Annotated in this window: 22 protein-coding genes; 20 read left to right on the top strand and 2 right to left on the bottom strand. The window is 73.8% G+C overall.

All coding sequences use genetic code 11. The features are described from left to right. The first annotated feature begins 14 nt into the window (after window positions 1-14). The 19 genes from HII36_RS08830 to HII36_RS08740 all read left to right on the top strand — a co-directional run bounded on the left by HII36_RS08830 (window position 15) and on the right by HII36_RS08740 (window position 18,317). Window positions 15-980 carry a sigma-70 family RNA polymerase sigma factor gene (locus HII36_RS08830; protein WP_328807644.1) on the top strand — a complete coding sequence of 322 codons (966 nt, stop codon included), beginning with the start codon at window positions 15-17 and terminating at the stop codon, window positions 978-980. A 172-nt stretch (window positions 981-1,152) separates the two neighbouring features. Continuing rightward, the gene (locus HII36_RS08825) at window positions 1,153-2,127 is read left to right on the top strand and encodes an ATP-binding protein (RefSeq protein WP_173522591.1); all 975 of its coding nucleotides are present in this window, start codon (window positions 1,153-1,155) and stop codon (window positions 2,125-2,127) included. A gap of 147 nt (window positions 2,128-2,274) precedes the next feature. Beyond that, complete coding sequence (locus HII36_RS08820) at window positions 2,275-2,883, top strand: LuxR C-terminal-related transcriptional regulator (protein ID WP_173522590.1); 609 nt, start codon at window positions 2,275-2,277, stop codon at window positions 2,881-2,883. 87 nt (window positions 2,884-2,970) lie between these two features. After that, window positions 2,971-3,285: a hypothetical protein gene (locus tag HII36_RS08815; RefSeq protein WP_173522589.1), complete on the top strand. Its 315-nt coding sequence runs from the start codon at window positions 2,971-2,973 to the stop codon at window positions 3,283-3,285. After that, entirely contained in the window at window positions 3,282-3,986 is a 705-nt protein-coding gene (locus tag HII36_RS08810) for a hypothetical protein (RefSeq protein WP_173522588.1), read from the top strand. Before HII36_RS08815 ends, HII36_RS08810 begins: the two co-directional genes overlap by 4 nt. 12 nt (window positions 3,987-3,998) lie before the next feature. Further along, on the top strand, window positions 3,999-4,160 hold the full coding sequence (locus tag HII36_RS08805; RefSeq protein WP_173522587.1) for a hypothetical protein: 162 nt from the start codon (window positions 3,999-4,001) through the stop codon (window positions 4,158-4,160). Between the two features lie 37 nt (window positions 4,161-4,197). After that, complete coding sequence (locus HII36_RS08800; RefSeq protein WP_173522586.1) at window positions 4,198-5,292, top strand: hypothetical protein; 1,095 nt, start codon at window positions 4,198-4,200, stop codon at window positions 5,290-5,292. 7 nt (window positions 5,293-5,299) lie between these two features. Then, complete coding sequence (locus HII36_RS08795; protein WP_173522585.1) at window positions 5,300-5,689, top strand: hypothetical protein; 390 nt, start codon at window positions 5,300-5,302, stop codon at window positions 5,687-5,689. Window positions 5,690-5,691: 2 nt separating this feature from the next. Then, entirely contained in the window at window positions 5,692-5,844 is a 153-nt protein-coding gene (locus tag HII36_RS08790) for a hypothetical protein (RefSeq protein ID WP_173522584.1), read from the top strand. 4 nt (window positions 5,845-5,848) lie between these two features. Continuing rightward, window positions 5,849-8,926: a hypothetical protein gene (locus HII36_RS08785; RefSeq protein WP_173522583.1), complete on the top strand. Its 3,078-nt coding sequence runs from the start codon at window positions 5,849-5,851 to the stop codon at window positions 8,924-8,926. Between the two features lie 3 nt (window positions 8,927-8,929). Then, the gene (locus HII36_RS08780; protein WP_173522582.1) at window positions 8,930-9,427 is read left to right on the top strand and encodes a hypothetical protein; all 498 of its coding nucleotides are present in this window, start codon (window positions 8,930-8,932) and stop codon (window positions 9,425-9,427) included. Further along, window positions 9,424-9,816 (top strand): hypothetical protein, encoded by a 393-nt coding sequence (locus HII36_RS08775; RefSeq protein ID WP_173522581.1) that lies wholly within the window; start codon window positions 9,424-9,426, stop codon window positions 9,814-9,816. The genes HII36_RS08780 and HII36_RS08775 overlap by 4 nt, the downstream gene beginning before the upstream one ends. Continuing rightward, the gene (locus tag HII36_RS08770) at window positions 9,804-11,330 is read left to right on the top strand and encodes a hypothetical protein (protein WP_173522580.1); all 1,527 of its coding nucleotides are present in this window, start codon (window positions 9,804-9,806) and stop codon (window positions 11,328-11,330) included. Before HII36_RS08775 ends, HII36_RS08770 begins: the two co-directional genes overlap by 13 nt. Then, window positions 11,330-11,665, top strand: coding sequence for a hypothetical protein (locus tag HII36_RS08765; protein WP_173522579.1), 336 nt, complete (start codon window positions 11,330-11,332; stop codon window positions 11,663-11,665). The genes HII36_RS08770 and HII36_RS08765 overlap by 1 nt, the downstream gene beginning before the upstream one ends. 16 nt (window positions 11,666-11,681) lie before the next feature. Beyond that, on the top strand, window positions 11,682-12,050 hold the full coding sequence (locus HII36_RS08760) for a hypothetical protein (protein ID WP_173522578.1): 369 nt from the start codon (window positions 11,682-11,684) through the stop codon (window positions 12,048-12,050). Between the two features lies 1 nt (window position 12,051). Next, entirely contained in the window at window positions 12,052-13,359 is a 1,308-nt protein-coding gene (locus tag HII36_RS08755; protein ID WP_173522577.1) for a baseplate J/gp47 family protein, read from the top strand. Then, on the top strand, window positions 13,356-16,670 hold the full coding sequence (locus HII36_RS08750) for a LamG-like jellyroll fold domain-containing protein (protein WP_173522576.1): 3,315 nt from the start codon (window positions 13,356-13,358) through the stop codon (window positions 16,668-16,670). The genes HII36_RS08755 and HII36_RS08750 overlap by 4 nt, the downstream gene beginning before the upstream one ends. Further along, entirely contained in the window at window positions 16,667-17,275 is a 609-nt protein-coding gene (locus HII36_RS08745; RefSeq protein ID WP_173522575.1) for a hypothetical protein, read from the top strand. Before HII36_RS08750 ends, HII36_RS08745 begins: the two co-directional genes overlap by 4 nt. A 13-nt stretch (window positions 17,276-17,288) precedes the next feature. After that, complete coding sequence (locus HII36_RS08740) at window positions 17,289-18,317, top strand: hypothetical protein (protein ID WP_173522574.1); 1,029 nt, start codon at window positions 17,289-17,291, stop codon at window positions 18,315-18,317. A 28-nt stretch (window positions 18,318-18,345) separates the two neighbouring features. On the opposite strand, the gene HII36_RS08735 is transcribed toward HII36_RS08740, so the two are convergent. Beyond that, window positions 18,346-19,020: a TetR/AcrR family transcriptional regulator gene (locus HII36_RS08735; protein ID WP_173522573.1), complete on the bottom strand. Its 675-nt coding sequence runs from the start codon at window positions 19,018-19,020 to the stop codon at window positions 18,346-18,348. A gap of 162 nt (window positions 19,021-19,182) precedes the next feature. On the opposite strand from HII36_RS08735, the gene HII36_RS08730 reads away from it, so the two are divergent. Beyond that, on the top strand, window positions 19,183-21,684 hold the full coding sequence (locus tag HII36_RS08730) for an MMPL family transporter (protein ID WP_173522572.1): 2,502 nt from the start codon (window positions 19,183-19,185) through the stop codon (window positions 21,682-21,684). A 49-nt stretch (window positions 21,685-21,733) separates the two neighbouring features. On the opposite strand, the gene HII36_RS08725 is transcribed toward HII36_RS08730, so the two are convergent. Then, on the bottom strand, window positions 21,734-24,064 hold the full coding sequence (locus HII36_RS08725) for a M28 family peptidase (RefSeq protein WP_173522571.1): 2,331 nt from the start codon (window positions 24,062-24,064) through the stop codon (window positions 21,734-21,736). Window positions 24,065-24,193: the final 129 nt, after the last annotated feature.

Below are 24,193 nucleotides of genomic sequence, written 5' to 3'. Positions count from 1 at the left end.
TCGAGAGCCAGAGGGTGATCCGTGTGAACAGCACCGCCGCCGACCGCTTCGACGCCGGCCGGTTCGAGGCCAGCAGGGACCGGCTGGCCTCGCTGGCGTACCGGCTGCTCGGCTCCGCCGCCGACGCGGAAGACGTCGTGCAGGACGCGTTCCTGCACTGGCAGGCCGCCGACCGGCGGCGGATCAGGGTGCCGGAGGCCTGGCTGACCAAGGTCGTCACGAACCTGTGCCTCGACCGGCTCCGCTCGGCGCGGGCCCGCCGCGAGCGCGCCGTCGGGGCCTGGCTGCCGGAACCGCTCCTCGACGGCGACCCGATGCTCGGCCCCGCCGACACGTTCGAGCAGCGCGAATCGGTCTCCCTGGCCGTGCTGACCCTGATGGAACGCCTGTCGCCCGTCGAGCGCGCCGTCTACCTCCTGCGTGAGGCGTTCTCCCACAGCCACGCCGAGATCGCCGAGATCCTCGACATCACCGAGTCGGCGAGCCAGCAGCACCTGCACCGGTCCAGGCGACGCGTCGCCGCCGCCCGCCGCCGCGGCGGCGACGTCGACCCGGCAACGGCACGCAGGATCGTCGAGGAATTCCTCGCCGCCGCGTCCTCGGGCCGTACCGACCGGCTGGCGGCGCTGCTCACCGACGACGCGATCGCGATCTCCGACAACGCCGGCCTGACCGGGACGCTGCTGCGGTACGACACCCCGGAGCGCATCGCGGCCGTGGCGCGGGCCGGTTTCAAGCCCACGCCCGCGAAACAGCGGCTCGCCGGCGGCGTGTCGGCCCTGCACTACGCGCTCGTCAACGGCGCCCCGGCCATCCTCTTCGTGCCCGGCGACCGGGTCGTCGGGGCGGTGACGTTCGACCTGGCCGACGGCAGGATCGCGACCGTGCGCGGCATCGCGGCCCCCGCCCGCCTGGCCCGGCTCGCCGAGGCCTGGCGACGGAGCGAACCGGCCACGCCGCCGCTCATCGCCCGCTGGTGACCCCGCCGAGCGGCCGCCACCTGCGAGGACGCGCCGTCCGGCCAAGATCCTGACAAGCGCTGTCAGAACATATCACTGCGTTATACACAAATGTGGGGTGTGCCGGTCCGATCATCGATGGCAGCCTGGGCGCAACGTTCGCGAAACCCCTGTCCTGGATTGGATCACCAACGTGAGGGTGGCATTCGTCGGTAAGGGCGGCAGCGGCAAGACCACGCTGGCTGCGTTGTTCACCAGGTACCTGGCCGCGATCGGCCGTCCCGTGCTGGCGATCGACGCCGACATCAACCAGCACCTGGCCCAGGCGCTCGAAGCGCCGGCCGGGGCGTCGCCGCCACCCCTGGGCGCGCACCTGCCCGAGATCAAGGAGTACCTGCGCGGCGACAACCCGCGGATCACCTCGGCCGCGGCCATGGTCAAGACCACCCCGCCTGGACGCGGCTCCAGGCTGGTCCGGCTCGGCGACCGGGACAACGCGCTGCACCAGCGTTTCTCCACGGTGCTGCCGGGCGGCGCGCGGCTGATGGTGACCGGTCCCTTCGCCGCCGACGACCTGGGCGTGGCCTGCTACCACTCCAAGGTCGGCGCGGTCGAGCTGTACCTCAACCACCTGCTGGACGGGCCCGACGAGTACGTGGTCGTGGACATGACCGCCGGGGCCGACTCCTTCGCCTCCGGCCTGTTCACCCGTTTCGACCTGACGTTCCTGGTCGCCGAGCCGAGCAGGCAGGGCGTGTCGGTGTTCCGCCAGTACCGCGAGCACGCCGCCGAGTACGGGGTGCCCGTGCTGGTCGTGGGCAACAAGGTGCACGACGGGGCGGACGTCGCGTTCCTGCGCGAGCAGGTGGGCGTGGACCTGGTCGCCTGCCTGCGGCATTCCCCCGCGATCCGGGCCATGGAACGCGGCCGCCCGTTCAGCCTGGTGGACCTCGACCCGGACGACGTGGAGGTCCTGCGCACGTTGTCGCGCCACCTGGACGCCCAGGACAAGGACTGGGCGCGCTTCGGCCGCCAGGCGATCTGGTTCCACCTCCGCAACGCCCAGACCTGGGCGAACCGCGCCACCGGCCAGGATCTCACCGCCCAGATCGACCCGGACTACGTCTTCGGGCCCGCCCAGGTGACCACCGGCGTTCAGGACGGCTGAGCCGCGCCCGCCCGGAGGGCTTGGCAAGAGGCCGGAGCGGATTCAGTATCGAGGGGCCGGTGTCGAGACGGGGGGATGACTCTCGATCGGGTATTCCCTTTCCGGCCGCCTCGGCGCCACATCGACGCGGCACGTCGATGTGAACACATGGGTGAGAAGTGGGCGGGTGTCCCCATGGACGAGGTGCAGGTCGGAATCGTCTCCCCGGTGCGCATCTACCGGGAGGGCCTGTCGCACCTGCTGCGGCAGGAGCCGGGCATCCAGCTCGTCGAGCTCGACGCGGAGCCCGACGTGGTGCTGCTGGACGTCGTCTGCGGCCTGGGCGAACTCGCCCGCCAGGCGACCGGCGCCCGGCGGGTGCTCGTGGTGGGCATCCTGGAGAGCCCCGATGAGCTGATCGCGTACGCCGAGGGCGGCATGGCCGGGTACGTCAGCAGCGAAGGCACCCTGGACGATCTGGTGCACGCGATACGCCAGGCGGCCGTCGGCACGTTCAGCATGCCGAGCGAGATGGCCCAGCGGATGGCGGTGCGGGTCAGGCAGGGGAGCGGCGGCCAGCTCACCATGCTGACCCACCGCGAGCGGCAGGTGATCGACCTGGTGGAGGCGGGCCTGACCAACAAGGAGATCGCCCGCCGCCTCGGCATCCAGCTCGCGACGGTGAAGAACCACGTGCACAACATCCTGGGCAAGCTGGGCGCCAACCGGCGGGCCCAGATGGGGGCGATCCTGCGCGGCGAACGGCTGAGGGTCTGAATCCAAGGATCCACGCCCCGGTCTGAATCGCTTGTCGTCCCTTGAGTCCATGGACGCGGCGGCCGCGGGCGCGGAGAGTCACTGCTCGTGAGCCCCATTCGAGTCCTGGTCGTGGACCTGCCCGCGCTGCACCGCGACATCGTCGTGCGCATCGTCGCCGAGCAGCCGGACATGGCCGTGGTCGGCTGGGTGCCCAACGCCGCCGAGGCGGTCCTGGCGGAGGCGGACGTGCTGCTGCTGAACGGGGTGGGCGCGCTGGCGGAGCTGCTGGACGTGATCAGGGCCCGGCCCGACCTGGGCGCGGTGATCCTGCACCGGGAGTCGATCCTGGAGCTGCGGCACGCGATGGGAGCCTGGCCCCACGGCCTGATCGAGGGCATCAGGCAGGCGGCGGCGTCATGAGCGGATTCGCCGACGAGGTGTCGCTGCGCCTGAACGACCCGGCCGGGCTGCTGGAACTGCACTCACCCGCCGCCGACGTCGAACACGAGCGGCTGCGTCAGCTGTTCTCCCAGCTCTACGAGCTGCCGTGGGCCGCGTTGCACGAGGTGGCGGCGGTGGAGCTGCTGTCGGCCGAGTTCCAGCGCCCGCTCTTCCCGCCGGTGCGGCTGGCCGGCGTCTGGGCGGGGTCACAACCCGCCCACACCCGGGCCGACCTGCGCGTCGACGCGGTCGGTGGCCGCTCGCCGCTCTGGCTGGACGTGTACGCCCGCCTCGCGGTGACCGTGGTGCTGCGCGTGGACCCGGGGGAGATCGAGTCCGTCCGGATGGAACGTTCCGGCGAGACCGGATTGCGGGGTGAGATCCGGCTCAAGCCGCTGCCCGCCTTCGACCCGGCGGCCCCGGCCAACCGGCGCCGGCTGGAACTCCGCGTGGCCGTGCTGATCAGGGACGACCTGGCGGTGGTCGCGGCGTTGCGCGCGGCCCGGCTGGCGCGGGAGCTGGCCGAGCAGGCGGTGCCGTACCGGAGAACGGACGGCGAGGCGGAGGCGCGGGCGCCGTACGCCGTGGTGCTCGTCCTGCCCGCGGCGGGCGCGCAGGAGGGACGGCTGGCGGCGTTCTTCGGCGCGGCAGGCGTGCTCGCCGTGTTCATGACCCCGTAGGAGGAGCCCGACATGTCCCCAGAAGACCAGCCCGACCAGCAAAGGCCCGAGGAAGAGCCCGAGGACGCGGCGAAAGAGGAGGAAGAGGCGGAAAAGGAGGAGGAGCCGCGCGCCGGGCTGACGCCCGCGCAGGCGCAGGCGTTCCGCCGGCGGCTGCGCAGGAGGTTCCACTGAGCCGGCGAGCAGGAAGTTCCATCGAGGGAGGTAAAGCGTGGCCGTCCGATACATCCGGGTCGACACGATCGACGAGCTCTTCTCACCTGTCATCCGCCCCACGGGCAACCTCGCGATCATCGGCGCGGCCTCGACCGGCACCGCCGACGAGCCGGTCCGGGTGGGCAGCCCGGCGGACGCGGACCGCCTGTTCGGCGCGCCCAAGGGCTCCGCGCTGACCAGGGCGATCCGGCTGGCGTTCGAGCAGAGCCCGGGCCCGTCGCAGGTGTGGGGGGTGCGGTACGGCAACGACCCGGCCGGCGCCCTGACCGCGGTGGAGAACCTCGACGTGCAGTTCGTGGTGATCGCCGACACCCCGCTCAACCAGGCGAGCGCGGCCCAGGGCGGCACGATCGTCAAGCTGGCCGCGCACGTGAAGAGCGTCTCCGCGGGCGCCGACGGCCGCGAGCGCATGGGCGTGGCGATGCTGGAACGCGGCTCGGTGGACGTCGCGCTCGTCCGGGGCGACCTGGCCAGCGAGCGCATGGTGTACATCGCGCACAAGAGCGAGCAGGACGCGGCGGCGGCCGTGGCCGGCACCATCGCCGGGTACCCGCCGCACGTCTCGATGCTGCTCAAGCCGGTCTCGATCGCCTCCGACCCGTTCACCTCCACGGAGATCGACACGATCAACGGCGCCGAGGACTTCGGCTCGGGCCCGGCGGGCAACGGCGTCAACTGGCTGGTGGACCCGCCGCTCATCCCAGGAAGGGGCATCCACCTGGGCGAGGGCTACACCGGCGGCGGACGCAAGTACATCGACATCGTGCGCACCATCGACGACATCTCGTTCAAGCTCAAGGCCAGGCTGATCCGCACGGTCGGCTCGCTGCGCATCAGCCGCTCCGGGCTGCGCTCGCTGTCGGTGCTGCTGGAGGCGGTGCTGCGGCCGCTGGTGGCGGCGGAACGCATCGAGGACTACACGATCTCGATGCCCATCCTGGACCTGCTCGACGCCGACCCCGACAGCCTCACCGACGCGCAGGTCCAGCAGATCGCCGACGCGCAGAACGATCGGGCGATCTCGGTCTTCGTCTCCGTCGACTACGCGGGCGCCGTGCACCGGATCGCGATCACGCTCAAGTTCACCTAGGAGTGACATGGCCGACTGGAACACCCGACTCGAAGTGCGGCTGGGCGACCAGGTCATCACGCCGATCTCGCAGTTCACGCCGACGTTCAACACCCCGTTCACGGTGATCAACAGCATCGACGAGCACAACCTCGGCTACGTGCGCCAGCCGCAGGCTTTCACCTTCACCATGACGGTGCTGGCGATGGGCACGGCCGTGGCCGACCTGACCGAGCTGGCGGTGACCGGGAAGGAGTTCGAGATCACCACGGCGGTCAAGCGCGGCGGCGACTGGTCGTTCAAGGCGCTGAAGTTCGGCCGCTGCGTGATCACGTCGGTGAACCCGAGCAACGTGGTCATCGACGGCGCGCCGACCGCCACCTTCACCTGCACCTCGCTGGCGCCCGGGATCGAGTGAGCATGGCCGACGAACTGACCTGGACCGACGGCGGAGTCGTCTACACCTTCCCGATCGAGGTGGAGGTGATCGGCGAGCTGGGCGAGGCGCAGCTCAAGCAGGTCACCGACCACGTCTTCGCCAAGCTCGACGCGGCGCTCAAGGCCAGGGGCTGAGAGCGTGACGGGGCCGCGGGAGATGCGGGTGCCGATCCTGGTGCGGCTGGCCGGCCGGCCGACCGACGAACTGCTGGCGGAGCTGGAGGAGAGCGTGGCCAGGTCGGTGACGGCCCGGCTGCTGGCCAGGCACCCGATCGCGGAACCCCGCCCGCAGGGGCCGCCGGGCCGGCCGCTGGAGGGCGAGGACCGCGCCAGGGTCGAGCGGACGATCCGCCGGGGCATCGGCAAGGCCATCGCGCGGCGGCGGACGGCGACCGGCGAGCCGATGGCGGGAGCCGACCGCGTCGACCGCATAGGGCCCTACCGCGTGCCGGTGGTCGCCAGGACGGGCAACCGGTTCGCCTACGCCGCGGGCCCGCCCTCGGTGCGTTCCGCGAGCCTGGCCCGGGCCGTCGGTTGGGGGAACCTGCTGTTCGCCACCCCGGGCTTCGCCGTGCTGGAGATCAAGGCGGACGGTTCGTTCCTGGTCCTGGGCCTGGCGGACGAGCTGCCGCCCGGCCGGTTGGCCGAGGGCCGCCTCGTCAGGCCCGCCGACGCCGCGTTCCCGCACGGGCTGCGGGCGGTCGAGGCCGGCGTCATGCCGCTGCGCGACTACCGCGTGGTGCTGGTCAGGCTCACCCGCTCGACCGACATGATCTTCGACCTGCCCGGTGGCGCCTGGAGCCCGGACCGGGCGGCGGCGGAGTTCGGCCGTACCCCGCAGGCCCAGCTCATCAGCCCGGACATGGCCCACGCCGTCGGCCGGCGCCTGCTGGAAGGCGACGGGGACGGCGGCCCTGCCGACACCGAGCGGTTCCTGCTGTCCATGGACCGCACGATGTTCGCCTGCATCCCGTGGGAGGAGCGGGCCGGCTACATCCGGCTGCTGGCCGACCGCTTCTGGCCGACGCCCGCGGTGCGCAGGACGCTGGTCGAGCTGATCGCCGCCGCGCGCGGCGACTCCGAGCTGGACGCGCTCTTCTCGCTGCTACGCGCGCACGGCCTGTACGAAACGCTGTTCGGCCACCTCGACGCCACGGTCGTCGACCTGCTGATCGTCCTGGGCGAACGGCGGGGACCCGTCAGGGTGAGCGGGCGCTACCTGCTGGAGATCCTGGCCGGGGCGGGCATCACGCCGGGCGTCCTGGCCGAGGGCGGGTTCGACGGCGCGGTGTTCTGGGCCCGCGCGACGTTCGAGGGGATCGCCGAGCTGTTCGAGCACGAGGCGGGCGAGCTGTTCAGGGCCCTGGGCAGGATGCTCGACCTCCTCGGCCTGCTGGACCGCGCGAGCCGCGGCGATCCCGAGGCCGTGGCGGCGGTGCGCGACCTGCTGGCCAGGGCCGGGGGGAAGATCAGGACCGCCATCGCGGGGCTGGAGTACGCCGAGCGGCTCGGCCTGTCACGCGGGCAGAGCCCGGACCACGAGCTGACGGCCGCGCTGCTGACCAGGCTGCGGATGGCGTTCGTCCTGGAGGTGCTGAGCTGGTTCGTCGGCGTCGGCGAGATAAAGGCGGCGGTCGCCGCGGTGCGGCTGTCCGCGTTCGGCGCCGAGCTGGCCAAGGTGCTGGTGTGGATCCGCCGGGCGAGCACGGCCGCCGGCGCGGCCGGCGCGGCCGGCGAGGCCGGCAAGGTGGAGCGCGTGGTGCGTGCGCTGGCGCGCAGCGCCCGGATCCGCGACGAGGCCCGGCTGCTGCGCGTGGTCGAGCTGCTGCCCGAGCGCCACCTCGAAGAACTGGCCCGCCTGGCCGAGGCGCTCGAACTGCCGGCGGACGCCACGATGCCCGTGCTGCTCGCCGCGGCCAGGAAGCGCGGGCTGCACGGCACGGCCAGGGAGCTGGCCAAGGCGCTGACCGTGGCCGGCCGGCTGGAGGCGAAGGCGGGGGCGAGCACGGCCGGACTGACCGCGGCGCTGACCCGGCTGATGGAGACCGGATGGTCACGCAAGGAACTCCTCGCCCTGGTCGACGGGCTGCCGTCCGGGGGAACGGCCGAGTGGGCGCTGCTGGTCGGCCGGCTCGGGCCGCACCACCTGGCCGCGCTCGGGCCGGAAAGCCTCCGCACCCTCGCCTACCTCCCCAGGACGATGGAGTTCGCCGGCGACGCGGGCGGCGACGCGCTGCTGACCCTGATACGCCGAGCCGGCGCGGAAGCCTTCGACGCCGAGGCGCTGGCCCAGGGCCTGGCGCTGCGCCGGGCCGAACTCGGCGACCCGGCCGAATACCAGCGGCTGCTCGACCGCATGGCGGCGGGCGACCAGCGCGTGCTCGGGGAGGCCGAGGCGGCGACCACCAGGTTCGCCGCGGCCACCCGCGCGCGGCTGAAGCCGGGCACCCACGACCATCTGCTCGCCACGCTGGCGGAAGGCGACGAGCAGATCGCCAAGGCGGCGTCGCCCGCCCGGGCCGCGGCGTACACGAGACAGCGCGACAGGTTCGCCGCCGCCATCGGCGAGCTCGACGACGCCGAGCTCGTCACCCTGAACCGGCTGGCCGACGACGACGCGTACGGCGGCGTCGACTGGTCCAACGTCCTCGACCTCCCCGCCGGGCCGCGCTCGGAACTGCTCGGCCTGGTCGGCGAGCTCACCGACGCCCTGCCCGGCGGGCTCCACAACCTGGAGGAGGTGCTGGCCGGGATACTCAACCCGCACGGCGTGCGGGCAGGCGCCACCGACAGGGCGATCCAGGGCTCGTGGGGGCAGCTTTACGCCGCCAGAACCCTGCTCCGCCGGCACGGCGCCACGTCGCTGAGCTTCGAGGTCGTCCGCGGCGACCGGGTGGTCGACATCGTCACGGACGGGCCCAACGGCCTGGTCAGCGTCGAGGTCAAGACGTACCTGGAGAGCATCAGGTGGCTCAAGGACGAGCAGCTGCTCAAGGACCTGATCCACCACGCCCCCACCGGCTACGACGACCTGCTCTACCTCTTCCACCCGAACGTGGCCGGCGAGCTGCCCCAGGTGGGCGCGCGGATGCTGGAGCTGTTCGACACGAATCGGGCGCGGCTGGTCGCGGCCGGGGTGGCCCCGGACACCGCCGCGGCCGCGTTCCGCCGCTGGCTGGCGGCAGGCAACCCGCGTACCTACGAGATCCCGGAGTGAGCCGTGGCCGCACCCGTCCTGATCGGCACGATTCCGCTCATGTACGTGCAGTCGATGAGCATGTCGGAGGGCTACCGGATCGAACGCATCGCGGGCGGCCCGTTCGCCCAGGCGCTCGCGCCGTCGACCAAGACGATCACGATCGAGGCGCTGCTGGCCGGGCCGGAGCGGATGGCGCTGAAGAAGGGGCTGGAGGCGCTGGCCCTGGTGTCGCGGGTGCTGGTGGCGGCCACCGCGCCGCTGCTGGCCGTCGCGGGCATCCCGGTGGTCTCCGGCCTCACGGTCAGCCTCGACATGCAGATCACCGACCTGCGCTTCTCGGTGAGCGCGGCCAGGCTGGAGGCTCTGGACGCCTCGATCACGCTGCAGCACGTGCCGCGCACGTCGGTGGCCGCCCTCCTCGGCGAGGCCGCCGAGCTGGCACTGGCCGCGGGAACCGCACTGTCGGCGAGCGCCGCGCAGCCGGGGCCCGTTCCGCGCGCACCGGGAGGCCCGCTGTGACGACCCCGTTCCCGGCCCCGTTTCTGACGCCGTTCCTGGCCCCGTTTCTGGTACTGCCCGTCGACGCCGACGAGGGGTTCCCGCAGGCGTTCCGGCTGAGCCTGGGCGCGCGCGTCTACACGTTCGCGTTCCGTGTCACGGTGACCGACGAGTCGCTGCTGGGCTCGCCTGAGCCGCTGGACCTGCCGCTGCCCGGCGCCTTCCTGGTGCTGACCGTCGCGCGTGACACGGTCCTGCTGCGCCGCAAGCTGGTGCGCGACCACGTCTACGGCGCGGCCGAACTGGCGCTGGTCTTCCGCCGCATGCTCGTCTCTCCCGCCAACCTCAACGCCGCCGGCTCGCACGGCTCGCGCATCACGGGAGGAGTGGCCCTGCGATGGGGTTCGTGATCTGGTACCAGGTGCGGCTGCCCGGGCTGCGGGTGTCCAACGACGTCTACGCCGGCGACTTCATCCTCGACGCGGACCTGACGATCGACCTGGTCAGCGGCCCGGCCGCGGGATCGTTCAGCATCACGCTGAAGAACCTGCCCAGGCCCGCCGTCGAGGCGCTGGCGGCCGCGCAGGCGGCGGCCCCGCTGACGCTGACCGCCTCGCTCGGCTACTTCGACGACCCGGCCGGCCGGGCGGCCGTGCTGGAGGGCACCCTGGAGCACCTGACCTCCAGGGTGGACGACGCGGGCGCGCTCAAGACCGTGCTCACCGGGCAGGAGAAGGCCGGCCGCGCGCTGCTGGCCAGGCACGTGCACGTCCACCGCGAGGGCGTGGCACCGCTGGAGGCGTTCGTGGCCGACGTGGCCGCGCAGGCCGGACTCGGCGTGGCCGGTCCCGGCGGGCTCGGCACGGTCGAGGACTACACCGTGACGGGCACCGGCATGCAGGCCCTGCGCACCCTCGCCGACCAGGCCGGCGCGCCGCTGGTCATCGGCGACGGCACGGTGCGGATCGGCCCGGCCGTCGGGCTCGGCGTCCCGGTGCGGCTGGTGGCCGGGACGCACATCATCGAGCTCCAGCCCGTCCAGCAGGACCGGGGGACCGGACTGCGGCTGACGGTACTCGGCGACCCGGCGCTCAAGCCGGGCACGCCGGTCGTGGTCGTCTCGCCCGCCGCGCCGCCCGGGCCGCTGCGGGTGGAGCGGGTCCAGCACTCCTTCTCCACCAGGACCGGCTACACCTGCGACGTCACCCTGGTGGCCGCCGCCCCCGGCGAGCCGGCCACCGTGACCGCCGCCGACGCGGACGCCGTGGCCGAGCGGATACACCGGATGGGTGAGTCGGCTCCGCCGTCCATCGAGGTGGGGCAGATCACCGGGTACGCGAGCGGGCACCTCGCCAGCCTCGACCACGGCCAGAAACCGGACGCCAAGGCGCTCACCCCGAGCGTGCACAGCCCGGTGGAGCGGCAGACGCTGCACGGCAAGCCGATCGCCGCGCCGTTCGCGTTCGACGACTGCGGCCTGATCGTCCCGGTCTACAAGGGCATGCGGGCGCTGCTCGCGCACAACAAGGCCCTGGTCAACGACGCGGTGACCGCGGGATTCCTGTGGACGGGCCGGCCGCCGCGCAACCAGCCAGGCGACTGGTGGCTGTGCCTGCCCACCGGGCTCGACGCCCGGGGCAAGCCCACCGGCAAGGGCGTCAACGACCTCACCGACGGCGCGGGCCTGCGGGTCGTCCAGGCCAAGGGGCTGCGGATCACGGTCGGCGAGCGGACGCTCACCCAGGTCGGCGAGCGGCCGGAGCCCGGCGACGCGGACGTCCTGGTCGTCGAGCACGCCTCGGGGACGACGGTCACGATCGCCGCCGACGGCTCGGTCACCATCACCACCCGGGGCAAGGACATCACGATCGGCACCGGCGGCCACGCGGTCAAGATCGGCTCCGCCGGCGTGGAGGTGACCTGATGCCCAAGGTGCTCACCGAACGCGCCGCGATCGGCTGCGCGCACCAGGGGACGATCCAGCCCAGGGCCGGGCAGGACGTCCTCCGGGTGGGCGGCGGCGGCGTCCTGGTGGCCGGTGACCTGGAGGGCGAGCAGGTCAGCGGCTGCCGGGTGGAACAGACCAACAGCACGAGCCCGTGCAGGACCGTGCTGAGCATGATCACGGGCACGTCCGCCACGCTCACCGCCGGCGGCAGGCCGGTGCTGCTGGAGACGGCCCACGGGCTCACCGACGGACTGCCGTCCGGCACCTGGCACGTGCGGGCGGCGGGCCAGTCGATTCTCGACGCGAGCTGACGAAAGGAAGGGCCCCGTGTCACACAGCCTCCGGCTGACGGACGGCGACCTCGTGCTGGAAGAGCGCACGCTCGCCCTGACCGAGGGCGCGGCCGGTCTCGCGCAGGCGCTGGAACTGCGGGTGCTGACGCCGCTGGGCAGCGACGTCTTCAACACCGCCTACGGCTTCGACGCCACCGTCCTGACCGGCCCGGCCGACGCCGCGACCATGCGCGAGCTGCTCAGGCTCAGCCTGGTCCGGGCGGTCGCCGGCGACGCCCGCGTGCGCGAGATCCGCGAGATCGGGTTCACCGGCACGCCCGGCCGCCGCTCGTGGACGGCCGAGATCTCGCTGGTCACCGCCGACGGCGAGCCGCGGGCGCTGAGACTCCGCGTGGCGGCCTGACATGGCGGACTTCGGCGTGACCCCGGAGGGGTTCGTGGTCAAGGGGCTCGACACCGTGCTGGCCGAAGCCGTCGGCCGGGCCAGGCAGGCGTTCGGCGCCGACGTCGACCTGTCTCCCACCAGCCCGCTGCTGAAGATCCTGCAGGTGACCGCCGCCGAGGACGCCCTGCTCTGGCAGTGCCTGGAGGACCTCTACTACAGCAGGTTCGTCTCCACCGCCGTCGGCGGCGACCTCGACCTGCTCGGCGAGGACCTGGGCGTGGCCAGGCGGCACCGCCGCGCGAGCGGCGAGGTCACCTTCACCGTCTCACAGGCGCAGCCGGGACGCCGCTACACGCTGCCCGCGGGCACCGTCGTCGTCACCGACCCGCCCGTGCGCGCCTTCCACACCACCGCCGCCGCCCACCTGGACACCGCGACGACCGACGTGACGGTCGCGGCCGTCGCCTTCGACGAAGGACCGGACGGTGACGTGCCCGCCGCCGCGATCACCGGCATCGACCCCGACCACCGGGCGCGCGCCCTGGTCATCGGCCCGCCCGCGACGATCGCCGTCACCAACGCCGCCCCGTTCACCGGCGGCGCCGAACCCGAGCCTGAGGAGGACTACCGCGACCGGCTGCTCGGCCGGCCACGCAACCTCTGGACGCTCGACGCGGCCCGCGCGGCCGTGCTCGACGTGCCCGGCGTGACCGACGCCCTGCTCACCGACCTGCTGGGCGGCGTGGACGTCTCGCAGAGCTACTTCAACCTGTTCGCCTTCGGCCGGCGGCGCTTCAGCGGGCAGCCGCGGCCCGCCGAGCCGTACTTCTTCGACGTGGTCGTGGCCCACGACCCGTACCGGCCCTGGCGCACCGAAGGGGCGGTCACCGGGGTGCTCGAACGGGTCACCGACGCCCTGGACCGGGTGCGCCCGGCCGGGGTGCATCCGAACGTCGTCCAGGCCGATCACATCGACGTCGGCGTGCGTGCCGAGGTGGTGCTGCGGCCGGGCTACGACGAGCAGGGCACTCTGGCGGCGCTGCTGTCCAGGGTGGCCGCCGGGATCGGCCGGCTCAGGCTCGGCGGCGACGTCCTGTACTCGCAGGTCATGCGCGCCTTCGCGGAGCAGCCCGGGGTGATCGACGTGCGCGGGCTGCGCCTGCGGCGCTGCGCTCCCGTCTTCGGCAGGATCGGCCTGGGCTCGGTGGCCTACCAGGAGGGGACGGTGGAGGCCGCCGCCGGCGAGAGCCTGATCATGGGGCCACGGGAGATCGCGGTCTTCCAGCTGGACAGCGCGCTGATCGACGTGGCGGTGAGCGCGCCGTGACCGCCTTCGCCCCGGACCGGATGGCCGCCCGCCTGACCGCGCCGTTCCAGCGCGGCGCCGACCGGCTGCCGCTGCCCTTCGTGCCGGACGCCGACGCGTTCGAGCCGTACGACTTCGCCGAGCACGCCGCCCGCTTCGGCGGCGACCCGGCGCCCGCGTACGTGATCGTGGCCAGGCGGGAGATCGCCGAGGCGGTCACGGTGCGGATCACCCACACCGGCGGCGACGTCCAAGTGGCCGTGCCCGCGGGCACACCGCCGGGCACGTCGTTCATGCTCCCCGGCACGTTCGCCGCCGCGGACCGGCTGACCTCGCTCACCATGACCCCCGCGCCCGGCGGGCGGGCCGGCGGCTGGTGGCGGGCGCACGCGCTGCTCGGCACCCTGGCCAGGCTGCTGTGGGTGATCGGTGCGGAACGCGACCTGCTGCGTGCCCACCTGGCCGGGGTCGGGGCGAGAACTCGGCTGGAGCACGCGGCCGGGCGCACGCTCGACCTCATCGGACACGGGCTCAGCGTGCCGAGGTTCCCGCCGCTGCCTTACGCGTTCGAGCCGGGCACCATCGCGCTGTACCACCTCGACGACGCCGTGCCGGAAGACGCCATGCCGCTGTACGGCGGGCCGGGGCACCAGCCGTCGGCCGTGACCGCCACCCCGGGCGCGGTCGGCCGCTTCGGTGCCGGGTTCGCCTTCGCCGGCGGCTCGTCGATCACCGTGCCCGACCATCCGGCGTTCGACGTGCCCTCGCTGACGGCCGAGTGCTTCGCCCGCCCGGCCGGCGTCCCCGCCGACCACGGCGACCTGCTGGCCAAGCACGACGGCGCCGGCTGGGCGCTGTCCTACGGCGAGTTCGGGCGCGGGATCCCGCGCAACGTCCGGCTCCTGCTCTCCGACGGCGCCGGCCCGCTCACCCTCTACGCCGACCAGCCGCTGGAACCGGGCCGGTTCACCCATCTCGCCGCGGTCGTCGACAGGGCCGCCGGCCAGGCCCGCCTGCACGTCGACGGCACGCTCGCCGCCTTCGCCCCGCTCGGCGCCCTGGGCTCGATCACCAGCGCCGCACCGCTGATCATCGGCGGCGGCTTCACCGGCGTGCTCGACGAGGTACGCATCTCCGGGCTGCCCAGGACCGGCTTCTCGCCCGTGCTCGGCGAGCACGACGACGGCTACCGGCGCAGGTTGCGGATCTTCCAGCGGTGGACGCTGCCCACCCCCGCCGGGCTGCGCGACGCGCTCAACGACGCGGTCGGCCCCATCGAGGGGATCGCCGCGCCCCTCCAGGTGATCGACGCCAACGCGCGCACGGTCTCCGGCGGCCTGGAGCTCACGACGGGGGACACCGCCGCGCCGCCGCCGCTGCTGATCGGCGACCTGCCCGGCGGGACCGCGACCCCGGAACACGGGTTCGACCTGCTGGCCGGGCAGACACTGAGGCTCACCGTCCGGCCGGAACCGCCGCCCGGCGCGCGGGTCACCTGGTACACGGTGGACTGCGGCGGCGGGCACGCCACGCTCGTGGCCGGCGACCGCGGGCCCGTCGCCACGCTGCGCGCCGACCGGGCGGGCGCGGTCGAGGTGCGGGCGGTGCTCACCCCGGCCGCCGACGCCTCGGGCACGCGGTCCGCGCCCGTGCTGGACGCCGTCCGCCCGCTCGCCATCGGCCTGGACACCCTGGCGCCCGGCGCGACGATCCGCCGCGGCGGCGCCGAAGATGACGGCTTCCACGATCCCCTCTACCTGGAGACCGTGACCGACCCGCGCGCGGTCTTCGCCGGGGGAGCGGGCTCCCGCCGGATGCAGCCGCAGGTGGCGGCCCGGTTACGCCGGTTGCTCGACCTCGTCTCGCCGGTCCGGGTGGTGGCGGCCTGGCGGCCGGGCGGCGCGGAACCGCTGGAGCGGGCCGGCCGGGTGCTCGAACTCGAACCCGGCCAGGGCACCACCGTGGAACGGCTGGGCGCGCTGGCGTACGCGGCGGGGTTCGCCCAGGTCACCAACGCGGGAACGGTGATCAGGGCCGCGTGCGGGCCGGGGGAGGGGCTGGTGGTGCGCGGCCCGTCCAGGGTGGAGCCGGGCGAGAGCGTGGCGCTGGAGGTCTCGCCCCGCGCCCGGCCCGCGGCACTCGCCCTGCTGGGCGCCACGCTGGTCACCGCCAACGCGGGCACCGACTCGGTCTCCTTCGTCGCCACCGGCTCCGGCCGGGTGACCGGCGCGGTGAAGGCCGGTGTCGCGCCCGTCGCGGTCGCCGTCGCCGGGCCGCTGGTGTGCACGGCGGACGCGGGCGGCACCGTCACCGTCGTCGACTCCGGCGCGGTCGCCCGCACCGTGGACCTGCCGTCCGCGCCCGTCGATCTGGCCGCGCGCGCCGGCGCCGCCGTGGTGTACGCCGCACTGCGCGACGGCAGCCTGGCCGAGATCGACGGGGACGCCGTCACCAGGACGGTTCCGCTCGGCGACGTCCCCACCGCGATCGACGCCACCGGCACGGGCGTGTGGGCCGCGCTGGCGTCCGGCGAGATCGTCGTCCTGGACCCGGGCACCCTGGACACCACCGCGAGCCTCGACCTCGGCGGGCCCGCGTCGGACGTGCTGGCCGTCGCGGGCCGGGTGTACGCCGTGACCGTCCGGCCGGTCGCCGGGCTGCACGTCATCGACGCCGCCACCGCCACCGTGACCGCCACCTTCACCGACCTCGGCCGCCTCCCGGCCCGCCTCGCCTTCGGCGGCGCCACCCTGTACGTGACCGACACCGCCGGTGGCCGGCTCCACCTGCGGGAGCCCGACGGCGCCGCCCGCGCCTCCGTCCGCCTGCCGCTCGACGCGACCACGTGGGCAGGCGGCGCGGTGGCGGCCGACGACGAGCGGGCCTACGTCGCGTGCGGGGACGGCATCGCCGTGGCCGACGGCGGCGGCGTCGCCACCGTCTGGCCCCTGGGCAGCGGCCACGGCGAGCGGCTCACCTGGACGGCGGGACCCGCCGCCACCCTGACCAGCACCACCGCGCCCGTCACGCGGCTGACCGCCACGGCGGCCGTCCGGGTCCTGGCCGCCTACCAGTGGCCCGACGGGGTCCCGCCCCGCACCCTGCGGGTCGAGCCGGTCCCGGAGCTCGCGCACGCCGTCATCAGCAAGGACCGGTACGACCTGATCATGAACGTGCTCAACGCGCTGCACCCGATCGGCGTGGAGGTGGACACCGGGGCGATCCGCGAGCACGTGGCCGAGCTGAAGGACGACCCACTCGGCGTCTTCCCCGGCTACACCTATCCCGACTTCCGCGCCCGAGGGCCGCGCCCGCGACGAGGAGCCCCATGAGCATCGAGTACACGCCCAAGTTCCACCCGACGCCGTGGACCGACGGCATCGACCGGGTCTCCGCTGGCGGTGACAACGGGTTCAACCTGCGCTTCGCCACCATCGAGGCGGAGTTCGAGCGGCTCTCCGAGATCGTCGGCGAGGTCTCCGACACCCTGGACGCCCTGTCGCAGCCGCCGGCCAGGCCGGTCAAGCTCACGCTCACCCCGGCCCTGGTGACCACCACCACCGCCTGGACGCACGTCCACGGCGGCGCGGTCAAAGGGACGGGGGAGACTGCCGCGGGCGGCATGCAGGCCGTAGCGCTCCCGCACGGCAGCCTGATCCAGGCGCTGCGCGTGATCGGGCAGAAGGACTCGGGCAACCTCACCGTCGCGCTGCGCCGGCAGGGGCTGGCGGCGGTGGCCGCCGCCGAGATCGTCGTCGGGATGATGGCCCCGGCGGGGCCGTTCGACGTCTCCGTGGCCGCGCCGTCCTCGGAGATCGCCAAGGTCGACGACGAGCAGTTCCGCTACTACCTCACGGCCGACCTGAACAGTGCCCTGCTCGGCTCCGTGAGCCAGGTGAGCCTGGCCGCCTTCCAGATCACCTACGTCCTTCGCTGAAGGGAGCGACACCATGGCCAATGACCTCTTCGTCAAGTACGCCCTGTCCGACACCGGCAAGCGGCCCGTCCCCCAGGGGATCCACTTCTGGGTGACCCCCTCGATCTGGCTGACCGGCGGCATCGACCTGTCGACGGCCAAGGTCGGGGTGCGGAACACCATCAACGTCCGCGTGGACAGCATGTCGGTCGAGCCGAAGGCCAACGTCACGGTGCAGGTCTGGGTCTGCGACTACACGGTCGGCGGGATCGGGCCCGCCGCGGTGCTGACCTCGGGCAGCGCGGGAGGGAACATGGGCAACGCGGTGACGCTCAACGGGGTCTCCGCCGGCGCGCCGGGCACGGCCCAGATCGCGTGGACCCCCGTCCCCGCGGATCTGATCAACAGCAACGACCCGAACTCCGGGCACGTGTGCATCGCCGCCAACGTCTACGTCGAGCTGGGCGACGTGGAGGGCAAGCCCGAGTCGTTCGGCTTCCTCGACCCGGCCGGGAACCAGCACCACGCGCAGCGGAACATCGGGCTGCTGCGGGTGCCCGGCGGGGGCGAGGAGGGCTCGCTCACGCTGCGCGCGCTCAACCCGGGCGAGGAGGAGCAGGTCTTCACGCTGATGGTGAGGGAGCTGCCGCCCGAGGAGGCGTTCGGGCCGCTGGAGCGGGAGCAACTGCTGTCCAGCGAGGTGGTCAGGCTCATGCGCGACGGCCACGAGATCAGGCCGGACGGCGAGCCGCCGGACGAGCCGATCGAGCGGCGGATGCTGCGCGAGGGCGGCGAACTGGCGCTGTCCGGGGAGTTCGGCCGCGAGCCGATCCCGCTGCGGCCCGCCGACGGCCCGGTCAGGCACCTCGACCTGATCAGCCCGGGCGGGTCGGGACCCCAGCACCGCATCGTCATCGGCCCGGGCGAGCGGGTGCCGGTGACGCTCCTGACGGCGACCGACGGACGTCCCGGCGAGGTGCGCGCCTTCGACGTCAACCAGCTCGACCGGCGGGGCGGCTTCCTGGGCGGCAACCGCGTCCTGACCGTGGTCGTCCCACGCTAGGACGCGGAGCGGCGCGCCCCGGCGCCGGTCAGAGGGGCGCGCCGGCCCAGCGGCGGCAGATCGTCAGCGTCTGCTGCTCGCTGGGCGGCTCCACCAGCGGCGTCTGCCCAGGACGGGCCCGCAGCCCGTCGAGCGTGACCTGCAGGTAGCGGCGATACAGCGCGGGGTGGACCTGGACGGAATGTTGCGCCAGGTCGGTGACCAGCCAGAGGATCATCACCACGTCGTCGCCGCCGACGCCCTCGCGCAGGTCGCCCTCGGCCCGCGCCCGCTCCAGCAGGTGCTGCATCACCTCGGCCACGCGTTCCGCGGCGGCCCTGCCCAGGTGCCAGCCGCCGCCGCCGAGCGCCACGTCGCGCAGCCCGAGGTTGTCGACCAGGAGCCCGGTGATGCGCCCGAGGAGGAGTTCGAGGCCGTCCCAGGCCCGCTCGGCCTCGCCGGCCCGCTGCGCGACCTGCGCCAGCTCACTCAGCGGCTCTTCCAGCGCCGCGTGCATGAGCTCCTCCTTGTCGGCGAAGCGCCGGTACACGGTGCCGACGCCGACACCGGCGTGGTGTGCGACCTCGTTGAAGCCGACGGCCAGGCCGCGCTCGGCGAAGAGCTCCTGGGCGGCGCGCACGATGCGATCCCGGTTGCGCTCGGCATCGCGGCGCAGGCCGCCACGCCGCGCCGGACCCTGGGCGGAGTCGGGTGGCGGCGTCACGGGGCCCAGCGTACCGGTAAGCGGATAGGTGGGATCAACATCACAGCCCGCGTGCCCGGCGAGAACGGATGATCGCTATCCACTTCTCACTAGACTGCCAAATCGGATACGCGCTATCCGCTTACTTGCATGCCCGCCCCAGCACCAGAAAGCGAGTCCTCGATGGCCGAACTGCTCTACCGGCTGGGCCGGTTCTCCGCCCGGCGGGCCTGGCGGGTGATCATCGCGTGGGCCGTCGTGCTGGTCGCGGCGGTCGGCGCCTTCCTGGCCTTCGGCGGGACCATGAGCTCCACGATGACCATCCCGGGCACGCCCACGGCGCAGGTGACCGACCGGCTCAAGACCGAGCTGCCGGTGGCCAGCGGCGGCACCGGCCAGGTCGTCGTCCGGGCGGAGAACGGCGCCGAACTCACCGCCGACCGGCGGGAGGCCGTCAGCGCCGCGCTGCGCGAGGCGGCCGGACTCGACGGCGTCGACCAGGTCGTCGACCCGTTCACCGCCGCCGCCGCCCGCGCCGACCAGGCGAAGAAGATCACGGACGGCCTGGCCAAGGTCGAGGCCGGCCGGGCCCAGCTCGACCAGGGACAGCAGCGGCTCGACCAGGCCCGCGCGCAGACCGAGGCGGCCGTCGAGCAGGCCGGCGCCAACGCCCGGCTCAAGGCGGCGCTCGCCCAGCTCGACACCCAGCAGGCCGAGCTCGACGGGCAGCGCGCCGCGCTGGAGACGTCGGAGCGGCAACTGCTCGTCGGACGTGACCTGCTGAGCATGGCGGAGGACATCCGCACGGTCTCCGCCGACGGCTCGACCGCCACCGCCACCGTCGTCTTCGACCTGCCGCAGCAGGAGATCACCCCGGAGACCAAGAAGTCCGTCACCGAGACCATCGACGCGGCCCTGCCCGACGGCGTCACCGCCGACTACTCCGCCGAGATCATGCAGGGCGACGTGCAGCTGGGCGGCGTCGGCGAGGCCGTCGGCCTGGTCGTCGCGGCGATCGTGCTCATCGTCATGACCGGCACCCTGGTGGCCGCCGGTCTGCCCATACTCAACGCGCTCCTCGGCGTGGGCGTGGCCGTCGCGGGGGCCATGGCCCTGTCGGGGACCATCGAGATGACGTCGGTGACGCCCATCCTGGGCGCCATGCTCGGCCTGGCCGTCGGCATCGACTACGCGCTGTTCATCCTGCACCGCCACCGCCGCCAGCTGAAGGCGGGCACGCCGGTGCACGAATCCATCGGGCTGGCCAACGGCACCAGCGGCAACGCCGTGGTGTTCGCGGGCAGCACCGTGCTCATCGCGCTGCTGGCGCTCAACGTCACCGGCATCCCGTTCCTCGCGCTGATGGGGAGCGTCGGCGCCGTCGCCATCGCCGTCGCGGTGCTGCTCACCGTGACCATGACCCCGGCGCTGCTCGGCCTGCTCGGGCACCGGCTGCTCCCGCGCCGGCACAGGAACGCCGCCACTGAGGCTGCCGCTGAAGCCGCTGCTGGGGCCGCCGACGGGAACGCCGCGGCGACGCCGCAGCACGCCCCGCCGATGTCCGTCGGCGGCGCGGTGCTGCGCATCGTGATCGGCGTCGGCGCGCTGGCCCTCATCGCGCTGCCCGCCGCCTCGATGCGGCTCGGCCTGCCGACCGGCGCGTCCGAGTCCGCCGACTCCACGCAGTACCGCGCCTACGCCGCCATCACCGAGAAGTTCGGCGCCGGCGCCAACGGGCCGCTCATCGTCGTCGCCGACGTCGAACGTGGCGCGGCGGGTGACGCGCTCGTCCCGGCCCAGGCCGGGCTCGGCAAGCAGCTCATGGACGTCGACGGGGTCACCGCGGTCGCCCCGATCGGCGCCAACGCCAAGGGCACCGTGCTGGTCTTCCAGGTCGTCCCGACCGGCGGGCCGACCTCGGAGTCCACCGAGGACCTCGTCCACGACCTGCGCGGCCGCACCCTGGAACTCGGCCAGGACCAGGTCTCCCTGTCGGTCGCGGGCAGCGCCAGCGCCAACATCGACATCTCCGAGAAGCTGGCCGACGCACTGCCGGCCTACCTCGCGGTCGTCGTCGGCCTGTCGCTGCTCATCCTGATCGTGGTGTTCCGCTCGATCCTGGTGCCGCTCATCGCCACCGGCGGATTCGTCCTGTCGCTGTTCGCGGCGCTCGGCGGCGTCACGGCCGTCTACCAGTGGGGCTGGCTCGGCGGCCTGTTCGGCGTGACCGATCCGGCGCCGATCCTCAACTTCCTGCCGACCCTGCTGGTGGGCATCCTGTTCGGGCTCGCCATGGACTACCAGCTCTTCCTCACCTCCGGGATGCGCGAGGCGTACGCGCACGGCGCGCCCGCCCGCCAGGCGGTCACCGAGGGCGTACGGGCGGGCCGGGCCGTCGTCACCGCCGCCGCGATCATCATGATCTCGGTCTTCGGCGGCTTCATGTTCTCCCACATGACGATGATCCGGCCGGTCGGCTTCGCCCTGGCCTTCGGCGTGCTGGTGGACGCCTTCGTGGTGCGCATGCTGATCATCCCGGCGGTCATGCACCTGGCCGGCGACAAGGCGTGGTGGCTGCCGCGCTGGCTCGACCGGGTGCTGCCCGACGTGGACGTCGAGGGCGCCAAGCTGGAGCTGCACCACCGGGCCGCCCCGGCCCCGGCCCGCGAAGCGGCCATGCGCTGACCGCCCGTCACCCGGCCGCCGTCACTCGGTCGCCGGCACCCGGCCGCCGCTACGCGGCCCCGGTCAGCGTGTAGCCGCGGGTGATCGCGGTGAGGTCGCCGTCCTCCCTGGTGGCGGCGACCAGCTCCGGCGGCCGGGGGACGAAGCCGGGCACCCCGGCCAGCCCGTCGGTCTCGGCGATCACGGTGAGCCGGACCCGGTCCTGGCCGGGGACGCGCACGGTGATCTGCGCCCCGCCGGCCGGGATGCCGCGGAAGCGGATCTCCGCGGGCCAGGTGCCGGTCCTGGTGCCGGTGACGGGGACGCTCACCGTCCCGAACCGGCCGGCCGACACGCCGGCGTGGGTGATCGGCCGGTCGAGCCGCAGCGTCACCGAGCGCGCGCCCCGGCCGGCGCTCACCCGCAGCTTCAGCGTGCCACCGCGATAGTCCAGGACGTCGGCGCGCGGCCCTTCTGCGGCGATCGCCGGCGCCCGTCCGGTCCACAGGGCGCCGCGGGCGTATCCCGGGGGCAGCGCGGCGGTGTCGTGTTCGGACACGTACCGCCTGGTCCACGGCGCCGGGTCCGCGTCCGCGCTGACCCAGTGCGCGGTACGGGTGTCGGCGTCCATGACGTACGCCAGATGCGTGCGCCGCGGCCGGTCGGCGGCGAAGTCGTCCGTCACGAGCCCGGTGGCGACCAGACCAGCCGTGAGGAGCAGGGCGGTCAGGGGCACCGCGAGGACGGTGACCCGCCGCTGCCGGACGGTGGGCTCGGGCAGGAACAGCTCCACGACCGGCGCCGCGGCCAGCCCGAACCAGGCCAGCACCAGCGCGCTCGCCCCGCCGAGCGCCAGCCCCATCCCGTCGAGGACGTCCCCGGCCAGGGACGGCAGCAGCATCGCGGCCGTGATGGGCCCGAGCAGCGCAGCGACCGTCCGCGTCCAGGCGGGCGCGCCGCGGAGCAGCACCGCGGCCAGGTGACCGAGCGCGCCCATCAGCGCCGGCAGGGCGAACAGGAACGAGGCCCCGGGAGCGAACAGGGCGCACAACACGCCCAGCCCGGCGAACCAGGCCAGCGCACCCACCGCCAGCGCGGCCGGGCCCAGCCGCCGCCGGAGCGTCAGGTACCAGCCGACGGCCGACAGCGCGCACAGCACCGCGACCGCCGCCTGGTACGGCCCCGGCCGGTGCAGCAACCCGCCCATCAGGTCGTACGCCGGCCGCCACGACACCAGCAGCTCCCACAGCCCCTGCGCCAGCGCGGCCGACGCCACCGGCGGCAGCAGCGCCGAGGCCGTCGCGGCGAGCAGCCGGGGCAGGCTCAGCAGCCGCCTGACGCGGGCCAGCAGCGCCAGGCCGGCCACCGCGACGACGGCCAGCACCGCCAGCGGCCCGACCAGCCCGCCCGGATACGTGACCATGGCGCCGAACGCGCGGAAGTAGGTGACGTCGTGATCGGCGCGCAGCGTCCGCAGGTCCGCGCCGCCGAGCGCGCGGGTGAGCGCCAGCATGTTGGCGCCGTGGTGCTGCAGGCTGCCCCGGTCGAGGTTGGCGATCGAGTCGCCCGCCGTGTGGTAGAGCGAGGAACGCTGGATGTAGGCGAAGTTCATGCCGGTGAAGCCGGCCTTGGTGAGCGGCGTGAAGTCCGTGTTGTTGGGCAGCAGCCGGTACAACTCCACCATGGCCGAGTGGCCGCGCGGCGCGGGCACCGCCGTCGCGAAGGTCTCGACCAGGCGGGCGTTGCCCGCGGAGGTCTCGAACATCAGCGAGGGGCCGCTGACCCCGCGCGCCTCCCAGTTCAGCAGCACGCCGCCGGCCTTGCCCAGCGGGTGCTCGCGGACGAAGGCCTCGGCGCCGAGCACGCCGTCCTCCTCGCCGTCCGACATGAGCAGCACGAGGTCGTTACGCAGCCCGGGGCCGCCGCGCAGCGCCCGGACGGTCTCGAGCATCGCGGCCACCGCCGCGCCGTCGTCGGAGGCGCCGGGCCCCATCGCGGCGGAGTCGTAGTGCGCGGCGACGAGCACGGTGCCGGTCGAGTCCGTTCCTCGCAACCGGCCCACCACGTTGTCGACCTGGCCGAACGTGGCCAGCCCCGCCGCGGAACGGGCGCCGACCGAGCGCTGGACCTCCACCTCCAGCCCGGCCGCGCGCAGTCGCCCGGCCAGGTAGTCCCTGGCCCGGTCACCGGCCGGGCTGCCGATGGGACGCGGCCGCGCGGCGAACTCCTTCAGGTGGACCAGCGCCCGCTCGGCGCTGAACCGGTCGGCGGGAGCGGTGGCCGGCACGGGTTGCATGGTGCTGTCCGCCATCGCGGTCAGCATGATCACCGCGACCAGGGTCAGCAGGGCCGCGAGCCCGGCGGGCAGGCGGCGTGGCACGTCGAACAACTTTCCGATCATGACCAGGAACGGTAGGCCGGGCCGCCGGCCCGCCGGAATGAGGCGCTCGCCCGCCCTTACCTGCGGCTTTCCACACCCCTGAACCGGATACCCGCATTCATCCACTCGGTTACGTATATTCGTAGACGA

Source organism: Nonomuraea antri, from assembly GCF_013283785.1.
Classification (GTDB): Bacteria; Actinomycetota; Actinomycetes; order Streptosporangiales; family Streptosporangiaceae; genus Nonomuraea; species Nonomuraea antri.
This window is presented reverse-complemented; position numbering and strand designations above follow the sequence as displayed.